The sequence below is a fragment of the Streptomyces sp. NPDC056222 genome (assembly GCF_042264065.1).
Taxonomy (GTDB): Bacteria; Actinomycetota; Actinomycetes; order Streptomycetales; family Streptomycetaceae; genus Streptomyces.
Genome location: NZ_JBHJTL010000013.1, coordinates 70,785 through 88,276, shown reverse-complemented (window position 1 = coordinate 88,276; position 17,492 = coordinate 70,785). Strand labels below are relative to the sequence as shown.

At 70.7% G+C, this 17,492-nt stretch carries 19 protein-coding genes; 10 read left to right on the top strand and 9 right to left on the bottom strand.

Annotated features, from left to right (window positions below; translation table 11 throughout):
- Positions 1-91: 91 nt before the first annotated feature.
- The 6 genes from ACFC0D_RS09440 (at position 92) to ACFC0D_RS09415 (ending at position 6,546) form a co-directional block, all read left to right on the top strand.
- On the top strand, positions 92-1,684 hold the full coding sequence (locus ACFC0D_RS09440) for an ABC transporter ATP-binding protein (RefSeq protein WP_376432921.1): 1,593 nt from the start codon (positions 92-94) through the stop codon (positions 1,682-1,684).
- Entirely contained in the window at positions 1,681-2,793 is a 1,113-nt protein-coding gene (locus tag ACFC0D_RS09435) for an ABC transporter permease (protein WP_376432858.1), read from the top strand. The genes ACFC0D_RS09440 and ACFC0D_RS09435 overlap by 4 nt, the downstream gene beginning before the upstream one ends.
- On the top strand, positions 2,790-4,079 hold the full coding sequence (locus tag ACFC0D_RS09430; protein ID WP_376432856.1) for an ABC transporter permease: 1,290 nt from the start codon (positions 2,790-2,792) through the stop codon (positions 4,077-4,079). Before ACFC0D_RS09435 ends, ACFC0D_RS09430 begins: the two co-directional genes overlap by 4 nt.
- Positions 4,076-4,480 (top strand): cytidine deaminase, encoded by a 405-nt coding sequence (locus ACFC0D_RS09425; protein ID WP_376432854.1) that lies wholly within the window; start codon positions 4,076-4,078, stop codon positions 4,478-4,480. The genes ACFC0D_RS09430 and ACFC0D_RS09425 overlap by 4 nt, the downstream gene beginning before the upstream one ends.
- 81 nt (positions 4,481-4,561) lie before the next feature.
- Entirely contained in the window at positions 4,562-5,839 is a 1,278-nt protein-coding gene (locus ACFC0D_RS09420) for a thymidine phosphorylase (RefSeq protein ID WP_376432852.1), read from the top strand.
- 116 nt (positions 5,840-5,955) lie between these two features.
- The gene (locus ACFC0D_RS09415) at positions 5,956-6,546 is read left to right on the top strand and encodes a Uma2 family endonuclease (RefSeq protein WP_376432849.1); all 591 of its coding nucleotides are present in this window, start codon (positions 5,956-5,958) and stop codon (positions 6,544-6,546) included.
- Positions 6,547-6,589: 43 nt separating this feature from the next.
- Here ACFC0D_RS09415 and ACFC0D_RS09410 read toward each other — a convergent pair whose 3' ends face one another.
- The gene (locus ACFC0D_RS09410) at positions 6,590-7,237 is read right to left on the bottom strand and encodes an HAD family hydrolase (RefSeq protein WP_376432847.1); all 648 of its coding nucleotides are present in this window, start codon (positions 7,235-7,237) and stop codon (positions 6,590-6,592) included.
- Between the two features lie 55 nt (positions 7,238-7,292).
- Here ACFC0D_RS09410 and ACFC0D_RS09405 point away from each other — a divergent pair, with 55 nt between their 5' ends.
- Positions 7,293-7,565 (top strand): STAS domain-containing protein, encoded by a 273-nt coding sequence (locus tag ACFC0D_RS09405; protein ID WP_376432845.1) that lies wholly within the window; start codon positions 7,293-7,295, stop codon positions 7,563-7,565.
- A gap of 24 nt (positions 7,566-7,589) precedes the next feature.
- On the opposite strand, the gene ACFC0D_RS09400 is transcribed toward ACFC0D_RS09405, so the two are convergent.
- From ACFC0D_RS09400 to ACFC0D_RS09390, 3 genes are all read right to left on the bottom strand, one after another.
- Positions 7,590-8,564, bottom strand: a complete 975-nt coding sequence (locus ACFC0D_RS09400; RefSeq protein WP_376432843.1) for a sigma-70 family RNA polymerase sigma factor — start codon at positions 8,562-8,564, stop codon at positions 7,590-7,592.
- Positions 8,565-8,646: 82 nt separating this feature from the next.
- A complete protein-coding gene (locus tag ACFC0D_RS09395) occupies positions 8,647-9,294 on the bottom strand; it encodes a L,D-transpeptidase family protein (protein WP_376432919.1) in 648 nt (215 codons plus the stop codon).
- Positions 9,295-9,419: 125 nt separating this feature from the next.
- Positions 9,420-10,694, bottom strand: coding sequence for an MFS transporter (locus tag ACFC0D_RS09390; RefSeq protein WP_376432840.1), 1,275 nt, complete (start codon positions 10,692-10,694; stop codon positions 9,420-9,422).
- Between the two features lie 62 nt (positions 10,695-10,756).
- Between ACFC0D_RS09390 and ACFC0D_RS09385 the strand changes: the two genes are divergently transcribed.
- Positions 10,757-11,710, top strand: a complete 954-nt coding sequence (locus tag ACFC0D_RS09385; RefSeq protein WP_329116829.1) for a LysR family transcriptional regulator — start codon at positions 10,757-10,759, stop codon at positions 11,708-11,710.
- 4 nt (positions 11,711-11,714) lie between these two features.
- Here the strand turns inward: ACFC0D_RS09385 and ACFC0D_RS09380 are convergent, their stop codons facing one another.
- Complete coding sequence (locus ACFC0D_RS09380) at positions 11,715-12,491, bottom strand: alpha/beta hydrolase (RefSeq protein ID WP_376432836.1); 777 nt, start codon at positions 12,489-12,491, stop codon at positions 11,715-11,717.
- A 115-nt stretch (positions 12,492-12,606) separates the two neighbouring features.
- Between ACFC0D_RS09380 and ACFC0D_RS09375 the strand changes: the two genes are divergently transcribed.
- Together ACFC0D_RS09375 and ACFC0D_RS09370 are read left to right on the top strand one after the other, a co-directional pair.
- Positions 12,607-13,761, top strand: coding sequence for an adenosine deaminase (locus ACFC0D_RS09375; protein WP_376432834.1), 1,155 nt, complete (start codon positions 12,607-12,609; stop codon positions 13,759-13,761).
- Between the two features lie 185 nt (positions 13,762-13,946).
- Positions 13,947-14,300 carry a hypothetical protein gene (locus ACFC0D_RS09370; RefSeq protein WP_376432832.1) on the top strand — a complete coding sequence of 118 codons (354 nt, stop codon included), beginning with the start codon at positions 13,947-13,949 and terminating at the stop codon, positions 14,298-14,300.
- Between the two features lie 82 nt (positions 14,301-14,382).
- Here ACFC0D_RS09370 and ACFC0D_RS09365 read toward each other — a convergent pair whose 3' ends face one another.
- From ACFC0D_RS09365 to ACFC0D_RS09350, 4 genes are all read right to left on the bottom strand, one after another.
- A complete protein-coding gene (locus tag ACFC0D_RS09365) occupies positions 14,383-14,583 on the bottom strand; it encodes a PspC domain-containing protein (RefSeq protein WP_329116821.1) in 201 nt (66 codons plus the stop codon).
- A 93-nt stretch (positions 14,584-14,676) separates the two neighbouring features.
- Positions 14,677-15,225: a VanZ family protein gene (locus ACFC0D_RS09360; protein ID WP_376432830.1), complete on the bottom strand. Its 549-nt coding sequence runs from the start codon at positions 15,223-15,225 to the stop codon at positions 14,677-14,679.
- Between the two features lie 147 nt (positions 15,226-15,372).
- Positions 15,373-15,987 carry a hypothetical protein gene (locus ACFC0D_RS09355; RefSeq protein WP_376432828.1) on the bottom strand — a complete coding sequence of 205 codons (615 nt, stop codon included), beginning with the start codon at positions 15,985-15,987 and terminating at the stop codon, positions 15,373-15,375.
- Positions 15,984-17,492, bottom strand: coding sequence for an ATP-binding protein (locus tag ACFC0D_RS09350; RefSeq protein ID WP_376432917.1), 1,509 nt, complete (start codon positions 17,490-17,492; stop codon positions 15,984-15,986). The genes ACFC0D_RS09355 and ACFC0D_RS09350 overlap by 4 nt, the downstream gene beginning before the upstream one ends.

Here is a 17,492-nt window from a genome sequence, read left to right as displayed (position 1 = left end):
GCGTGCGCCGTACAGGGTATTTTTCGCCACCGACAGCGCCTGCGCACCGGCCTCTTCCCCTCCTCACGCTCCCTGCCTAGGAGAGTGCGTCATCAAAGCCTCCAGCCCCAGCAGTCCCAACGCCGTAGAACTCCGCGGCATCACCAAGCGTTTCCCGGGAGTCGTGGCCAACCACGACATCGACATCACCGTGCGCCGCGGCACCGTGCACGCCCTCGTGGGCGAGAACGGCGCGGGCAAGTCGACCCTGATGAAGATCCTCTACGGCATGCAGAAGCCGGACGAGGGCACCATCACGGTCGACGGCGAGCTGGTGACGTTCCACAACCCCGGAGACGCCATCGCCCGCGGTGTCGGCATGGTGCACCAGCACTTCATGCTCGCGGACAACCTCACCGTCCTCGAGAACGTCGTCCTCGGCTCCGAGAAGCTGTACGGCATCGGCGACAAGGCCCGCGCCAGGATCAAGGAGATCTCCGACGCGTACGGCCTCGGCGTCCGCCCGAACGCCCTCATGGAGGACCTCGGTGTGGCCGACCGTCAGCGCGTGGAGATCCTCAAGGTCCTCTACCGCGGCGCCCGCACCCTGATTCTCGACGAGCCGACCGCCGTGCTCGTCCCGCAGGAGGTCGACGCGCTCTTCGACAACCTGCGCGAGCTCAAGGCCGAGGGCCTGACGGTCATCTTCATCTCGCACAAGCTGGGCGAGGTCCTGTCGGTCGCCGACGAGATCACCGTCATCCGGCGCGGCACCACGGTCGGCACCGCCGACCCGAAGCACACCACCACCAAGCAGCTCGCCGAGCTGATGGTCGGCGCCGAGCTGCCCTCGCCGGAGACCCGCGAGTCGACGGTCACGGACGTGCCGATGCTGACGGTCCAGGACCTGTCGCTGAGCGCCGTCGACCCCGACGGCGTGGTCCGTGCGGTCCTCGGCGGCATCACCTTCACCATCCACAAGGGCGAGGTGCTCGGCATCGCCGGCGTCGAGGGCAACGGCCAGTCCGAGCTCGTCGACACGATCATGGGCATGCGCAACGCCGACCGGGGTGTCGTGACCCTCGACGGCGCGGACATCTCCGCCGCTCCGACGCGCAAGCGTCGCGAGGACGGCATCGGCTGCATCCCCGAGGACCGCCATCGGCACGGTCTGCTCCTGGAGGCCCCCCTCTGGGAGAACCGCATCCTCGGCCACGTCACCGAGAAGCCCAACTCCAAGGGCGCCATCCTCGACCTCAAGGCCGCCCGCAAGGACACCGAGCGGATCGTCCGCGAGTACGACGTCCGTACCCCCGGCATCGAGGTCACCGCGGCCTCCCTCTCCGGCGGAAACCAGCAGAAGCTGATCGTCGGCCGCGAGATGAGCCACGACCCCAAGCTGCTGATCGCCGCGCACCCCACCCGGGGTGTGGACGTCGGCGCGCAGGCACAGATCTGGGACCAGATCCGTGCGGCTCGCCGCGAGGGCCTGGCGGTCCTGCTGATCTCCGCCGACCTGGACGAGCTGATCGGCCTCTCCGACACCCTGCGCGTGATGTACCGCGGCCGGCTCGTCGCGGACGCCGACCCGGCGACCATCACCCCGGAGGAGTTGGGCTCGGCCATGACCGGCGCCGCCGCCGGCCACCTTGAGCACCCTGAGAGCCCTGAGGGCACCGACGGCCCGGAGGACGAGGCCCGATGAAGAAGTTCGACAAGGAGCGGCTGCTCCTCGGCATCGCGGCACCGCTGCTCGCGATCGTCGCCGCCTTCCTGATCACCGCCCTGGTGCTCGCGGCCACCGGCAAGGAGCCGTTCAGCGCCTTCGGCATCATGTTCGACTACGGCATCAAGTCGGACAGCCAGGTCTACATCATCAACAAGGCGACGACGTACTACCTGGCGGGCATCGCGGTGGCCATCGGCTTCCGCATGAACCTGTTCAACATCGGCGTCGACGGCCAGTACCGTCTCGCGGCCTTCTTCGCCGCCGCCGTCGGTGGGGCGCTGACCCTGCCGGGCATCGTCCAGATCCCGCTGATCATCATCACCGCGATGATCGTCGGCGCCATGTGGGCGGGCATCGCCGGTGTCCTGAAGACCACGCGGGGCGTCAGCGAGGTCGTCTCGACGATCATGCTGAACTTCATCGCGACCGCGATCATCGGCTACCTGCTCCAGCCCGGCCGCCTCGGCCACCTGGACGCGGCCGGCACCAAGGTCGCCACGACCCCGCTGCCGGAGTCCTCGCGCTTCTTCGAGTTCCCGACCACGCCGACCCCGATCTACGGCTTCGTCGTCGTCGCGGCCATCGCGGGCGTCGCCTACTGGTTCACGCTCTCCCGCACCCGCTTCGGCTTCGACCTGCGCACCGTCGGCCAGTCCGACACGGCCGCCGCGGCCAGCGGTGTCAACGTGAAGAAGATGGTCGTCACCTCCATGCTGATCTCCGGCGCCATGGCCGGTCTGATCGGTATGCCGACCCTGCTCAACGACTCGTACGAGTTCGGCGGCGACTTCCCCGTCGGCATCGGTTTCACCGGTATCGCCATCGCCCTCCTCGGCCGCAACCACCCGATCGGCATCGCGCTCGCCGCGATCCTCTGGGGCTTCCTGGAGCGCGGCGGCCAGCAGCTGGAGTTCGAGGACTACGACCGGGAGATCGTCGGCGTCATGCAGGGCGTCATCGTCCTCTGCGTCGTCATCGCCTACGAGGTCGTCCGCCGCTACGGCGTCAAGCGCCAGCAGCGTCAGGTCGGCGAGAAGCTCGCGGCCCAGGCCCGTTCCAACAACACGACGGAGGTGTCGGCGTGACCGCCACGGCGACTTCCACCCCGCCGCCCGCCGCGCCCAAGGCGGCCGGCGGCAAGGGCGGCCGCACCCGCCTCTCGCTCCCCTGGATCCTGCTGATCGTCGCGGGCGGGCTCATCGCCCTCTCCGCCGTCCGGGCCATCACCGGCGCGCAGGACCTCACCTCGGCCGGCCAGGTCGGCGCCGCGCTCTCGCTCGCCGTGCCGATCGGTCTCGCCGGTCTCGGTGGCCTGTGGGCCGAGCGTGCGGGCGTGGTCAACATCGGCCTCGAGGGCATGATGATCCTCGGCACCTTCTTCGGTGCCTGGGCCGGCTGGCAGACCAGCCCCTGGCTCGGCATCCTCGCCGGCATCGTGGGCGGCATGCTCGGCGGTCTGCTGCACGCGGTCGCCACCGTCACCTTCGGTGTCGACCACATCATCTCCGGTATCGCGATCAACATCCTGGCGGTCGGTTTCACCACCTACTTCGCCAAGCTGTGGTTCAACAGCGGCGAGGCCGCGGCCAAGGGCGGCAGCCCGAAGCAGTCCCCGCCGGCCGAGGAGATCACCTCGGTCACGATCCCCGGTCTGTCCGACTGGCTGGCCGACATCGAGAAGCACCACTGGTTCCTGATCTCGGACATCGCCGGCATCCTCGGCGGCCTCGTCACCAACGTCTCGGTGGTCACGATCATCGCCGTGCTGCTGGTGATCGGTACGTTCTTCGTGCTGTGGAAGACCGCGTTCGGTCTGCGCCTGCGCTCCTGCGGTGAGAACCCGATCGCCGCCGAGTCCCTCGGCGTCAACGTCTACAAGTACAAGTACATCGCCGTGATCGTCTCCGGCGGTCTCGCCGGTCTCGGTGGCGCGTTCCTGTCGCTGGTCACCTCGCACATCTACAACGAGGGCCAGACCGGTGGCCGCGGCTACATCGGCCTCGCGGCGATGATCTTCGGCAACTGGCGGCCGGGCGGCCTGGCCATGGGCGCGGGCCTGTTCGGCTTCGCCGACGCTCTCCAGCTGCGCAGCGGCGGCGAGTCCGTGCACGCGCTGCTCCTGCTGCTGTTCGCCGTCCTCGTCGCGATCGCGGCCTGGAAGGCGTACAAGAAGCGCTGGATCACCTCCTCGATCGCCATCGTCATCGGTGTCGGCGTGTTCATCTGGTACCTGGGCACGGAGACGGTCCCGGTCGAGTTCGTCAGCGCCACGCCGTACGTGGTCACGCTGCTGGTGCTGTCGCTGTCGGCGCAGCGTCTGCGGATGCCCAAGGCGGACGGCATGCGCTACCGCAAGGGCGAGGGCAAGTGACGTCCAGCGCCCAGGTGCCGGACTGGGAGGCCCTCCGGGAGGTCGCGCGGGATGCCATGTCCCGGGCGTACGCCCCGTACTCGGGCTACCCGGTCGGCGCCGCCGCGCTCGTCGACGACGGGCGGGTGGTCTCCGGCTGCAACGTGGAGAACGCCTCGTACGGCCTCGGGCTGTGCGCGGAGTGCGGGCTCGTCTCGCAGCTCCAGGCGACCGGCGGCGGCCGGCTGACCCACTTCGTCTGCGTGGACGGCCTGGGCGGCCCGCTGGTGCCGTGCGGACGGTGCCGGCAGCTGCTGTACGAGTTCGGCGGCCCCGAGCTCGTGCTGGAGACCCCGGAGGGGCTCCTGACGCTGGCGGAGATGCTGCCGCAGGCGTTCGGCCCCGGCCACCTCGCCAAGTAGGACCTCGGAGCGGCCCTTCCGGCACGATGGGAGGGCCGCTCCTCCTTTCCCCCTCTATGCGCGTAGAAAGAGGCACCACACATGGACGTCATCTCCGTCATCCGCACCAAGCGGGACAAGGGTGAGCTGAGCCCCGAGCAGATCGACTGGGTCATCGACGCCTACACCCGCGGCGAGGTCGCGGACGAGCAGATGTCGGCCCTGGCCATGGCGATCCTGCTCAACGGCATGAACCGTGGCGAGATCGCGCGCTGGACCGCGGCGATGATCGCCAGCGGCGAGCGCATGGACTTCTCGTCCCTCTCCCGCCCGACCTCCGACAAGCACTCCACCGGTGGCGTCGGCGACAAGATCACTCTTCCGCTCGCCCCGCTCGTCGCCGCCTGCGGCGCGGCCGTGCCGCAGCTGTCGGGCCGGGGCCTCGGTCACACCGGTGGCACGCTCGACAAGCTGGAGGCCATTCCGGGCTGGCGCGCGCTGCTCTCCAACGAGGAGATGCTGCACGTCCTCGACACGACCGGCGCGGTCATCTGCGCGGCGGGCGACGGGCTCGCCCCCGCCGACAAGAAGCTCTACGCCCTGCGTGACGTGACGGGCACGGTCGAGGCGATCCCGCTGATCGCCTCCTCGATCATGTCGAAGAAGATCGCCGAGGGCACCGGTTCGCTCGTCCTGGACGTCAAGGTCGGCACCGGCGCCTTCATGAAGAACCTCGCGGACGCGCAGGAGCTGGCCCACACGATGGTCGGCCTCGGTACGGACAGCGGCGTGAAGACGGTCGCCCTGCTCACCGACATGTCCACCCCGCTCGGCCTCACGGCCGGCAACGCCCTGGAGATCCGCGAGTCCGTCGAGGTCCTGGCGGGCGGCGGCCCGGCGGACGTCGTCGAGCTGACGATCGCGCTGGCCCGCGAGATGCTCGACGCGGCCGGGATCAGGGACGCGGACCCGGCGAAGGCGCTGGCGGACGGCTCGGCGATGGACGTCTGGCGTCGCATGATCGCGGCCCAGGGCGGCGACCCGGACGCGGCCCTTCCGGTGGCCCGTGAGAAGCAGGTCGTCACGGCTCCGTCCTCGGGTGTCCTCACCCGCCTCGACGCGTACGACATCGGCATCGCGGCCTGGCGTCTCGGTGCCGGCCGCGCCCGCAAGGAGGACCCGGTCCAGGCCGGCGCCGGCGTCGAGCTCCACGCCAAGCCGGGCGACACGGTCACGGCGGGCCAGCCGCTGGTGACCCTGCACACGGACACCCCGGAGAAGTTCGACTACGCCCTGAAGTCGCTGGACGGCGCGTGGGACATCGCCCCGGAGGGCACGGCGTTCACCCCGAACCCGATCGTCCTGGACCGCATCGCCTGATCATTTGATCGCTATCGGCATGTGCCGAGGGCACTTTCGGGTGAACGGGACCGGTGGACCTCCACCGGTCCCGTTCGGCATGCTGGGATCGGTGACGACCGATCGAGGAGCACACCATGAGCGCACTCGCCGTCGAGCCCGAGCCCTCTGTGGGCGAGGGCTGGGACGAGCTTGTCCGGATCCGGGAGGAGACGGGCACCCCTGAGGGCTGCCGGGTGGAGATCATCAGGGGGATCATCACCGTGGCGCCTACCCCGTCGTGGGAGCACAGCGACACCGTCGACGAGGTACAGCGACTGCTCTACTCCGTCATCCCCCGGGACTGGGGCGTCTACCAGTCCGTCAGTGTCACCATCCCCGAGCGACTCGGCCTGTACGTGCCTGACATCGCGGTCATTCCCAAATCCGCGCCCCGGAACGCCAGCGGTCACGTGGCGGCAGGGGAGTCCCGTCTCGTGGTCGAGGTGACGTCCCGGAACAACGCGAACCACGATCGGATCCACAAGCTGCACGGCTATGCCACCGCAGGCGTCCCGCTCTATCTGCTCGTGGACCGCTGGCACTCGGGCAAGGCCACGGCAACGCTCTACGGGGAGCCGAAGAACAGCCTGTACCGCGTGCTGGCCTCCGTCGAATTCGGCGAGGACCTGCACCTTCCCGCCCCCTTCGACCTCGTGATCGACACCGGCCTGTTCCCCATCGACTAGCCGCTCGTCCGGTGTCACGGCGCCGGGGAACGCCCCCCCGCCCTCACACCACAGGCACCCCGAGCAGCCCCGGCAGCTCGCGCATGTCGTCGAAGACCACCGTCTCCGCGCCCGTCAGCCGGTCCGCCCGGGTCAGACCCCCGCAGTAGCCGAAGGCCCGCATCCCCGCGGCGCGGGCGGCCTGGACTCCGTACGGGCTGTCCTCGACCACCGCGCAGCGCTCCGGCGGGACGCCCATGGAGGCCGCCGCGTGGAGGAAGAGATCAGGGGCGGGCTTGCCACGCGGGACGTCGCGCGCGCTGAAGATCCGGCCCTCGAAACGGTCCAGCAGGCCCACCCGCGTCAGGTTCCTGCGGATCGAGGCGTGGCTGCCGTTCGACGCCAGGCAGAAGGGCACGTTCAGCGCGTCGAGTACGTCCGTCACGCCGTCGACCACCGTCAGTTCCGCGTCCAGGGCCTCGTCGTACAGGTGCTTGTAGGCGCGGTGCCAGTCCGGCTCCAGGGGGCGTCCGAGACGCTCCTCGAGGATCGCCGTGAGCATCTCGGTCGACGAGCCGACGAACCGATCGACGACCTCGGCCTCGGTGAACTCCGCTCCGAGGAGTGCGAAGACCTCTCGGTCCACCCGGCAGTAGATGCGCTCGCTGTCCACGAGGACGCCGTCACAGTCGAAGATCACCAATTCCGTCATGGGCCGCACCCTAGGCGCTCCGATGAGTTCCGACCGTGGCGGGGGTCTCCCAGATGTGGACACCAGTCAACCGCTCGTTCTGACCCTTGCCGCCCGGGCCACCCCGGACGAGATCGCCCGGCTGTGCGCCGTACTGGAACGGTGGCCGCCCACCGACGTGGTCTGTGACGTCGGCGGGCTCACCCATGCCGATCTCGCGGCCGTGAACGCCCTGGCGCGGCTGAAGCTGGCCGCCGGGCGCCTCGGGCACCGGCTCCGGTTCCAGGGCGCCGGTGCCGAGCTCCGGCTGCTCCTCGGGCTCGTCGGTCTCGCGGACACGCTGCTGTGAGCCACTTCGGCCGTAGGGGTGTCCCTACGCCTCCAGCCGCTCCGGCAGGTCGAAGAGCGGGAACCACCGCTTGGTGTCCAGGAAGAAGTCCATCCCGCCGACCTTGCCGTCCCTCAGCTCCAGGACGATCAGCGCCCACGGGCTGTAACCGCCCTCCGGGTCCGGGTGGTACTGCGCGAACGCCGGCGAGCCGTTCGCCACGGTCGGCACCAGCTTCGAGCCCGAGCAGACCTCGCCGACCCCGAGCATCCAGCCCACGATGTCGTCGTGTCCCCGCAGCCACAGGTCGTACGGCGGCATGGACATCGTCGCGTCCTCGTGCAGGAGCGCCGTGAGTGCCTTCATGTCGTACCCCTCGAAGGCGGCGACATAGCGCTCCAGGAGCTCCTTCTGCTCCTCGTCCAACGGGTTCGCGGTGTCCGAGACGGTCGGCTCGTTCTCCGCGATCGTGGCGCGCGCCCGCTGGAGGGCGCTGTTCACCGAGGCGACCGTGGTGTCGAGCAGCTCCGCGACCTCGCTCGCCTTCCAGGCCAGCACCTCGCGCAGGATCAGCACGGCGCGCTGCTTCGGCGGCAGGTGCTGCAGCGCGGCGACGAAAGCGAGCCGTACGGTCTCGCGGGACACCGCCGTGTCCGCCGGGTCGGCCACCGACGGAAGCACCCGACCGTCCGGCACCGGCTCCAGCCAGGTGATCTCCGGCCGGGCGTTCAGCTGCGCCTGCGCGACCGGGGTGGCGGCGGTCAGATCCATCGGCCGGGCCCGCCTGTTGCCCGCGTTCAGCGAGTCGAGGCAGACGTTGGTCGCGATGCGGTACAGCCAGGAGCGCAGCGACGATCGCCCCTCGAAGGAGTCGAGGGACCGCCAGGCGCGGACCATCGTGTCCTGCACGGCGTCCTCGGCCTCGAACGAGGAGCCGAGCATCCGGTAGCAGTAACCGGTCAGCTCCGTGCGGTACTTCTCCAGTTCGGAGTTCCGGTCCGCGGTCGCCAGGTCACTCATGCAGGTCCACCCCACTCGCCCCTCACCGGCACCGGTGCTGTGCCGATGAGGGGAAGCTACCGCAGCCCACTGACAGCCGGGGTCAGGTTCCGGGCTTCCGTCCGTAGACGTACACGTCGTCGCCGTTCCTCAGCAGGTTCCAGTACGCCTTCGCATCGGCCGGACGCATGTTCACGCAGCCGCCCGAACCCGGCGGGTTCCACATGGACTTGGTGGTGGAGTGGAACGCCTGCCCGCCGTCGAAGAACTGCGAGTACGGCATGGACACGTGGTAGATCGTCGACCAGTGGTTGATGTTGCGCCAGTAGATCCTCTTGAGGCCGGTACGGGTCTCGGTCCCGTCCTTGCCCGTACGGACGGGCACCGGGCCGTACTTCAGCTTCGCGCCGTCCTGGATCCAGGTCAGCTGCCGCGTCAGGTCGACACAGGCGATCCGGCCCTTGTTGGTCGGGCACTTCTTGGCCGCGTTCGGGTTCTTCCCGGCCGCCTTCTGCGCCAGCATCGTGGACATCGTCCGCCAGGTCAGCGGACCGGCGTACCCCTGTGTCGGGGTGATGCCGTGCGTGCGCTGGAACGCCTGGATCGCCTTGCAGTCGGCGAGCGACTGCCGCCCGTCCACCGTCCGCCCCAGGAACTTCTCCACCTGCTTCTGGTACGGCCCCGTCGTCACGTTGCACGAGGCCGCCTGCGCCGGTGCCGCGCCGAGAGCGACCGTCAACGGCACCACCATGGAGGTGATGCCGAGGGCGGCCAGGGCACGCGCTTGAATCCGGTTCATGATCACCAACTCCCCCTAGAGTCCTAAGATTTAGGACGATCGGGGGAGCGCGGCGGTTGTACGGATCCGGGACGGATTCAGTGAGCTGTACGGAGCCGGGGGCAGCGGGCCTCGGTGCGCGCCGCCACCCGCGCGCTGTGGCTGCCGTAGAGCGTGATCGACACGACGCCGAGGACCGCGACCAGGCCGAGGAGGACCGTGCCGGCCCAGCCGCCGGAGTGGAAGGCGATCGCGCCGAGCGTGCCGCCCGCGCTGCTGCCCAGGTAGTACGCGGACTGGTAGAGCGCCGACGCCTGCGCGCGGCCGGTCTTGGCCGTACGGCTCACCGAGGAGGAGGCGACCGCGTGTCCGGCGAAGAAGCCGGCCGTGATCAGGACCAGACCGAGCAGGACGGCGGCGAGGTCGTCGGCGAGCGAGAGCAGCAGGCCCGCCGCGGTCGTGCCGACGGCCAGGTAGAGCGCCCCGCGCCGGCCGAGGCGGCCGACCAGCTTCCCGGCGGCGGCCGAGGAGACCGTACCGACGAGGTAGACCAGGAAGATCGAGCCGACCACGCCCTGCGGGAGCGAGAACGGGGCCTCGACCAGGCGGTAGCCGATCACGGTGTACACCGCGCCGAACACCGTCATGAACAGCGCGCCGATCGCGTACAGGCGCATCAGCAGCGGGTCGGCGAGGTGGGTGCGGACCGTCTTCGCCAGTGCCTTCGGGTTCAGTGAACCGGGCGTGAAGTGACGGGCCTTGGGGAGCAGCAGACGGAACACGACCGCGCAGGCCACCGCCATCAGACCGACCGCGAGGAGCCCCGCGCGCCAGCCCCACATCTGGGACGCCCAGCCGGTGACGATCCGGCCGCTCATGCCACCGATCGAGTTGCCCGCGACGAAGAGACCGATCGCGGCGACCAGCGCCTTCGGCCGCACCTCCTCGGCGAGGAACGCCATGGCGGAGGCGGGCAGACCCGCGAGCGCCGCGCCCTGGACCGCGCGCAGGGCGATCAGCCACTCGAGGTTCGGGGCGAAGGGGACGAGGAGTCCGACGATCACCGCGACGGCGAGCGACCACGTCATCATCGTGCGTCGTCCGAGGCGCTCGGAGAGGGCGCTCAGCGGGAGGACGAGAAGGGCGAGCGCGCCGGTGGCGGCGGAGACCGTCCAGGAGGCCGCGGAGGCGGTGGCGCCGAACTCCGCCGAGATCGCGGGGAGGAGGGCCTGGGTGGAGTAGAGGAGAGCGAAGGTGGCGAGTCCGGCGGCGAAGAGGGCGAAGCTCATGCGGCGGTAGCCGGAGGCACCGGGAGTGAGGCGGGTGTCGGCGGCCGTGCTGGTGGCGGCCGCCTTGGTACTGGCGGAAGGCATGTCTCGAACGTAGGACGATTCATTTCATGCGTCCAATGCACGGAACTGCTGTAATCGTTCCCATGGTGCATGAGTACAGGTCACAGGGTCGACTGTCACCGAGTAGTTACGAAGAAGACATGGGGCTGCTGCTCGCGCCTCGGCTCGCGTACTTCGCGGCGGTGGCCCGGCACGAGCATGTGACCAGGGCGGCGGCCGAGATGGGAGTGCCGCAGTCGACGCTGTCACGGGCGATGGTCCGGCTGGAGCAGGACCTCGGGGTGGCGCTCTTCGCCCGCAAGGGCCGCACGGTCTCGCTCACCCCGGCCGGACGCACCTTCTACGCTTCGGCCGAGCGGGCGCTCGCCGAGGTGGAACGGGCGGCCGACTCCGTACGGGCGGACGCGGACCCGGCGGCGGGGCGGGTCGCCTTCGGGTTCCTGCACACCATGGGCTCGGAGACCGTTCCCGGACTCATCCGCGCCTTCCGTGTCGACCACCCCCGGATCCGCTTCACCCTCGTCCAGAACTACGGCGAGGCGATGATCGAGCGGCTGCGGGCCGGGGACCTGGACCTGTGCCTGACCTCGCCCGTGCCCGACGCCCCGGATCTGGTCGCCCGTCGCATCGACGAGCAGCGCCTGCGACTCGTGGTCCCCGACGACCACCGGCTCGCCTCGCGCAAGCGGGTACGGCTCGCGGAGGCCGCCGAGGAGACCTTCGTGACCCTGGAGCCCGGCTACGGGCTGCGCCGCATCACCGACGATCTGTGCGCCGAGGCCGGGTTCACCCCGCGCGTCGCCTTCGAGGGCGAGGAGGCCGAGACCCTGCGCGGCCTGGTCGCGGCCGGCCTCGGCGTCGCCCTGCTGCCGCCGCCTGCCGTTCCGCGTCCCGGCGTCGTCGAACTCACGGTGACGGCCCCGCGCGCCGTCCGCGAGATCGGCGTCGCCTGGCTCGACGGCCACCCGGACACGGCGCCGGTGGCGGCCTTCAAGAAGTTCCTGCTGAGCAAACGGGGCAGCCTGCTGCCGGAGTGACCCCCTACCGGCGCGGCCCGCGGCCGAAGCCCGCCGCCAGGGGCATCCGCAGACCCAGCGGAGGCGGGGCCGCCAGGGCGTCGGCGACCGGGCGGGCATAGGGGTGGGTGAAGAGCGAGCCGAGGACGAAGTCCGCGGCCAGGGCCCGGATTTCGTCGTGGTACTGGCGCAGCGCATGGCCGTCCGAGTGCACCTCGAAGCGGCAGGTGTCGCGGTTCGACTTCTTCGCCCGCTCCGCGAGCCGGTACGACAGCTCCGGATCCGTCCGGGCGTCGTTCGTTCCGTGCGCGATCAGCACCCGGCGACCCACCAACTGGCGCACCGGCTCCGGCTCCGCCGCCACGTCGTCCTCCGGCAGCCAGGGCGCCAGCGCGAGCACCGCGTCGACCGCCGTGTGCCCGGCCGCCCGCAGCGCGGCTCGGGCTCCCATCCCGTGGCCCGCGAGACAGACCGGGACGTCGCCGTAGCGCCGTACCGCCTCCGCCACCGCCCAGGACGCGTCCCCGGCCAACTGGGCGTCCGTACCGTTCCAGCCGCGCCCCCGGTAGCGCACCACGTGCACCACGAGACCGTCGGCGCGCCCCGCCGCGGCCAGTCGCCGCCCCAGCGGCAGCAGCGCCGCATGGGCCCGCACCGAGGCCCCCCGCGCGGAGGTCACCTCCCCGTCCGGGAGAAGCAGGACCACACCGCCCACCGCCGAACCGGGGTGCGATGCGCCGACGGGCCGTCCGAGCCGGGGTGTCCGGCTGCCGGCAGTCCCTACGAGTGCGGAGTGCGCCATGGCAGAACAGTCTCAGAAGCCGAGGTGTACGCCATCCGTACGCGCGGTCACTGTTACGTATCGACAAGCGGGTTGAGGAGGGGCGCTCTACGCGCGTAGGGGCTAGAGTGCGGCAATGACGAGCCAGATCCCCAACGTCCCCACCGCGGACCAGATCCGCCGCGCCCCGAAGGTGCTCCTCCACGATCACCTCGACGGCGGACTGCGCCCCGGCACGATCATCGACCTCGCCCTCGAGCAGGGCTACGACAACCTCCCCGAGACCGAACCCGACAAGCTCGGCATCTGGTTCCGTGAGGCCGCCGACTCCGGCTCGCTGGAGCGGTATCTGGAGACCTTCGCGCACACCTGCGCCGTCATGCAGACCCGCGATGCCCTCTTCAGGGTCGCCGCCGAGTGCGCGGTCGACCTCGCCGAGGACGGCGTCGTCTACGCCGAGGTGCGCTACGCCCCCGAGCAGCATCTGGAGGCCGGGCTCACCCTGGAGGAGGTCGTCGAGGCCGTCAACGAGGGCTTCCGCGAAGGCGAGCGGCGGGCCAGGGCCGGCGGCCACCGCATCCGCGTCGGCGCCCTGCTCACCGCCATGCGGCACGCCGCCCGTGCCCTGGAGATCGCCGAACTCGCCAACCGCTACCGCGACTCCGGTGTCGTCGGCTTCGACATCGCGGGCGCCGAGGCCGGTTACCCGCCCACCCGGCACCTCGACGCCTTCGAGTATCTGAAGCGCGAGAACAACCACTTCACCATCCACGCCGGTGAGGCCTTCGGTCTGCCGTCCATCTGGCAGGCCCTGCAGTGGTGCGGCGCCGACCGGCTGGGGCACGGCGTCCGCATCATCGACGACATCGAGGTCGCCGAGGACGGCTCGGTGGCGCTCGGCCGGCTCGCCGCGTACGTACGGGACAAGCGGATCCCGCTGGAGATGTGCCCGACCTCCAACCTCCAGACCGGAGCCGCGGACTCCATCGCGGAGCACCCCATCGGTCTGCTCCGCAAGCTGCACTTCCGGGCGACCGTCAACACCGACAACCGCCTCATGAGCGGGACGAGCATGAGCCGGGAATTCGAGCTGCTGGTCGAGGCGTTCGGATACACGCTCGACGACATGGCGTGGTTCTCGGTCAATGCGATGAAATCAGCGTTCATTCCTTTCGATGAACGCCTCGCGATGATCAATGACGTGATCAAGCCCGGATATGCCGAGTTGAAGTCCGAATGGCTGTTCCAGCAGACCGCTGCGACCAGTGGTTCTTCCGCTCAGGCGGAGTGAGGACGGGTCGAGGGAGGGCTCCGGACGAGGAGTCGGGGCGACCGGAGGCGTGACCTCCGGTCGCATTTCGGTGTTTGTCGAGTGTCATGTGAATGGCTGGTTCGCAAAGCCGCTCTGCAGTCCCCGCAAAACCCTGCTTGTCCCGAAGCTCCAAGATCCCCAAGATCCTCAAGGATGATTCTCTGATGAAGCAGTCTGCCGCCAAGACGCTCGGTGTCGCCGCTCTCGGTGCCGCTTTCGCCGCTGCCGCCGCCGGCACGGCCGCCGCCGCATCGCCGCTGCCCGCCGCCCCCGACGCGCTCGGTCTGGTCACCCAGACCGTGCCGCTGGGCGAGGGCCTCACCGAGCTCCCCGACGGCGCCGGCGAGTCCCTCCTGGGCGGCCAGGCCTCCCTCGGCGAGGGCGCCAAGACCCTCCCGGCCGCTGCCGGCCAGGCCGTCGAGCACGCCCCGCTCGACAGCGCCACCGGCGCGCTCGGCAACACCCCGGTCGGTGGCCTGCTCGGCGGCCTGCCGCTGAACGGCCTGCCGATCGGCTGATCACACACACCACCCCACACGCCGATGGGGCGCGCACCCGGACCGGGTACGCGCCCCATCGGCGTCTGTGCGTCCTGTGCCCCTACCAGGCCGTGCTCGCCGACTTCTCCTCCGGCAGCAGCAGCCACAGCGCCAGGTACAGCAGGAACTGCGGACCGGGCAGCAGACACGAGACGAGGAAGATGACCCGCATGGTGGTGGCCGAGGTGCCGAAGCGCCGTGCCAGCGCTGCGCACACTCCGCCGATCATGCGTCCGTCACGGGGGCGGGCAAGTGCGGCCATGGTGGGCTCCTTCGAGAGGCATCTCCCGGGAGCCGCTCCGTCGGGCTCCCGATGACTCCATACTCGCGCCGGACGGGGGGACAAAGCGTCGGTCTACGGGGCGATCCCGACCCTGGGAATCGTCGGGGTAGCCCCCTGAGAACCCTCATCCCGCAGCAGGGCCGAACCCCGGTTCCGCCTGGTCCCGGAGGGGGACCGGCCCGCCCGGGGGGCCCTCCTGCGACGCAGCCGCGCCCGGCCCGCCGGCACCACGAGCAGATGGGCCACCGCCACCCCGACGGTGTTCAGGAGCAGGGAGTCCACGTCCACGACCTGCCCCGGCACGGCGGTCTGGAGCAGTTCGACGGCGAGGGAGATCAGCGCTCCGGCGGCGACGGTACGGGCCAGGGAGGCCAGCGGCGACACATGGAGCCGTCCGTCCGCCATCGGGAGCAGGACACCGAGCGGGGCCAGGAGCAGCAGTCCCTCGCCGATCCGCCGGGCCGCCTCGGCCGGGCCGAACGCCAGATCCGCCTTGATCCCGGCGAGTGGGGTCAGGTTCGGCGCGGTCACCCAGGCCACGTCGCGTGGGCGGAGTGTCACCCAGGCGACGAGGAGCAGATGCGCGAGGAGGAAGGCGAACCCCGCCACGCGTACGACCATGGCGGCACTGCCGCCCGAACCTTGACGCTGCACGCCCCCCAAGACGCGCCCCGTGCCGGAATCGGTTCCGCCGCCCACGCGACGGCTCACTTCAGGAGACGAGCGAGTCCCGGCCCGCGAGGTCCGGAGCCTCCGCGGCGTCCCGCCTCAGGACGCCGACGGCTCCGGCGCCGCCACCGTCGGGGCGGCCGACTCGGGGCGTTCCCTCAGCTCGGGGGTGCACCGATAGCGGTGCGGCGGATAGCCGCCGGGTCCGCCGAGGACCACCGTGTCCCCGCCCGCGCCTGCCGAGCTCCGGGCGAAGGTGCAGACGATCTGCGCGAGGGCCGTCGGCGTCAGGTCCTCCGGCTGCCTGCTCAGCCGCAGCGTGTCCGTGGGATCGCCCTTGTGACCGCCGCTGACGACCAGCGGCCCCTTCACCGCCGTGGAGAACCCGGCCTCCCGCTCGCTGTCCGACGGCTCACTGACCAGCTGCGTGAGCAGCGTCGACGCGGTCCGCACCGGGTCCCCGTCGGCCTTCTCCTCGGGCAGCGGCGACCTGCGGTCCACCGCCTCCAGCTGCGAACCGCACAGCAGGAAGACCTGGACCGGAATCCCCGTGGACTGCATGGCGACCTCGTCGCCCGACACGCTGCACGGCACCCGTGAAGGCGCCGGCCCCGCGTCCACGGGCACCGATGTCGTCCTGATCCCGCATCCGGAGGCGAGCACGACGGCCACGACGGCCGCCGCCAGGAATCCCGTACGGCGAAGACGGCTCAACTCTCCTCCACCTCGCCCTGCTCGCCGCCGTCGGTCGCGTCGGCGTCCGCGTCGGCATCGGCGTCCTGCGGAAGGCGCAGGACGAACACGGCGCCGTCGCCGTCCGGTGAGTTCGCGGCGGTGATCGAACCGCCGTGGATCAGCGCGTTCTCCATGGCGATCGACAGACCCAGACCGCTGCCCTCCGAGCGCGGCCGGGACGCGCTCGCCTTGTAGAAGCGGTCGAAGACATGCGGCAGGACCTCCTCAGGGATGCCCGGACCGTGGTCCCGTACCTCGATCACCAGCTCCCCGTCCTCCGTACGGATCGCGACCCGCACCGGCGATCCGCCGTGCTTGAGCGCGTTGCCGATGAGGTTCGCCAGGATCACGTCGAGCCGGCGCGGGTCGAGCCGCGCCACGATCCCGCGCTCGGCGTCCAGCTCGACGGCGTCCAGCCAGGCCCGGGCGTCGATGCACGCGGTGACCTGGTCGGCCACATCGACGTCGTCGAGGACGAGCCGCGCGGTGCCCGCGTCGAAGCGGGTCACCTCCATCAGGTTCTCCACCAGGTCGTTCAGCCGCCGCGTCTCGCTGACCACGAGCGCCACGGCCGGCGCGATCATCGGGTCGAGGGAGTCCTGCTCGTCCTCCAGGACCTCGGTGACGGCGGTCAGCGCGGTCAGAGGGGTGCGCAGTTCGTGGGACATGTCCGCGACGAAGCGCCGGCTGGACTCCTCCCGTGCGCTCATGTCGTCGACCTTCTTCTGCAGGGACTCCGCGGCGCCGTTGAACGTCCGTGACAGATCGGCCAGTTCGTCCGTGCCCGAGACCCGCAGCCGCGTGTCGAGCTTGCCCTCGCCCAGCTGCCGGGCCGCCTCTCCGAGCCGGTGCACCGGCCGCAGGACGGTCGTGGCGGCGGCCTGCGCGAGCAGCGCGGAGCCGACCAGCGCGAGAGCGGTCGCGATCCCCAGCGACCAGGCCAGCGAGTTCAGGTCCGCCCGCTCGGCGTCCAGCGACTTGTACATGTAGCCGGTGGGCCCGCCGCCGTCGACCTTCGCCCCGCCGACCAGGTACGGCGTCTGACCTCGCTGTGTGCGCTGCCAGAACAGGTGGTACGGAAAGGCGTTGCCGTCCGTGAGGGGCTGCTCGGTCTCCACCTGGTCCCGCAGCGCGTCCGGTACGTCGGCCAGCGTGAAGGTGTCCGGGTTCGAGGCCCCGATGATCGGCTTGCCCGCCGCCCGCTCCCCGAGCAGCAGCACGCTGTAGCCCGAGCTGCCGCCCGCCATCTGCTCGGCCGTGCGCCGCAGGTCCTCCTCGGTGGGCTGCAGCGGCAGCGTCGCCGCCCGGTTCTGCATCTCCTGCCGGAAGTCGTTCAGCGCGCCGTCCTGGGTGCGGGTCAGGACCGCCTCGCGATTCAGCCAGTACGCGATCCCGGAGGCGGAGACGGCGGCCGTCAGCGCCACGAGGGCGAAGACGACGACCAGCCGCAGCCGCAGGCTGGTGAAGCGCAGCCCCGCGAACAT

Excerpts from the sequence above, each read along its gene's own strand:
- ACFC0D_RS09435 (WP_376432858.1), top strand. The coding sequence starts at position 1,681 with ATGAAGAAGTTCGACAAGGAGCGGCTGCTCCTCGGCATCGCGGCACCG.
- ACFC0D_RS09420 (WP_376432852.1), top strand. The coding sequence starts at position 4,562 with ATGGACGTCATCTCCGTCATCCGCACCAAGCGGGACAAGGGTGAGCTG.
- ACFC0D_RS09415 (WP_376432849.1), top strand. The coding sequence starts at position 5,956 with ATGAGCGCACTCGCCGTCGAGCCCGAGCCCTCTGTGGGCGAGGGCTGG.
- ACFC0D_RS09410 (WP_376432847.1), bottom strand. The coding sequence starts at position 7,237 with ATGACGGAATTGGTGATCTTCGACTGTGACGGCGTCCTCGTGGACAGC.
- ACFC0D_RS09400 (WP_376432843.1), bottom strand. The coding sequence starts at position 8,564 with ATGAGTGACCTGGCGACCGCGGACCGGAACTCCGAACTGGAGAAGTAC.
- ACFC0D_RS09395 (WP_376432919.1), bottom strand. The coding sequence starts at position 9,294 with ATGGTGGTGCCGTTGACGGTCGCTCTCGGCGCGGCACCGGCGCAGGCG.
- ACFC0D_RS09390 (WP_376432840.1), bottom strand. The coding sequence starts at position 10,694 with ATGCCTTCCGCCAGTACCAAGGCGGCCGCCACCAGCACGGCCGCCGAC.
- ACFC0D_RS09385 (WP_329116829.1), top strand. The coding sequence starts at position 10,757 with ATGGTGCATGAGTACAGGTCACAGGGTCGACTGTCACCGAGTAGTTAC.
- ACFC0D_RS09380 (WP_376432836.1), bottom strand. The coding sequence starts at position 12,491 with ATGGCGCACTCCGCACTCGTAGGGACTGCCGGCAGCCGGACACCCCGG.
- ACFC0D_RS09375 (WP_376432834.1), top strand. The coding sequence starts at position 12,607 with ATGACGAGCCAGATCCCCAACGTCCCCACCGCGGACCAGATCCGCCGC.
- ACFC0D_RS09370 (WP_376432832.1), top strand. The coding sequence starts at position 13,947 with ATGAAGCAGTCTGCCGCCAAGACGCTCGGTGTCGCCGCTCTCGGTGCC.
- ACFC0D_RS09365 (WP_329116821.1), bottom strand. The coding sequence starts at position 14,583 with ATGGCCGCACTTGCCCGCCCCCGTGACGGACGCATGATCGGCGGAGTG.
- ACFC0D_RS09360 (WP_376432830.1), bottom strand. The coding sequence starts at position 15,225 with ATGGTCGTACGCGTGGCGGGGTTCGCCTTCCTCCTCGCGCATCTGCTC.
- ACFC0D_RS09350 (WP_376432917.1), bottom strand. The coding sequence starts at position 17,492 with ATGTTCGCGGGGCTGCGCTTCACCAGCCTGCGGCTGCGGCTGGTCGTC.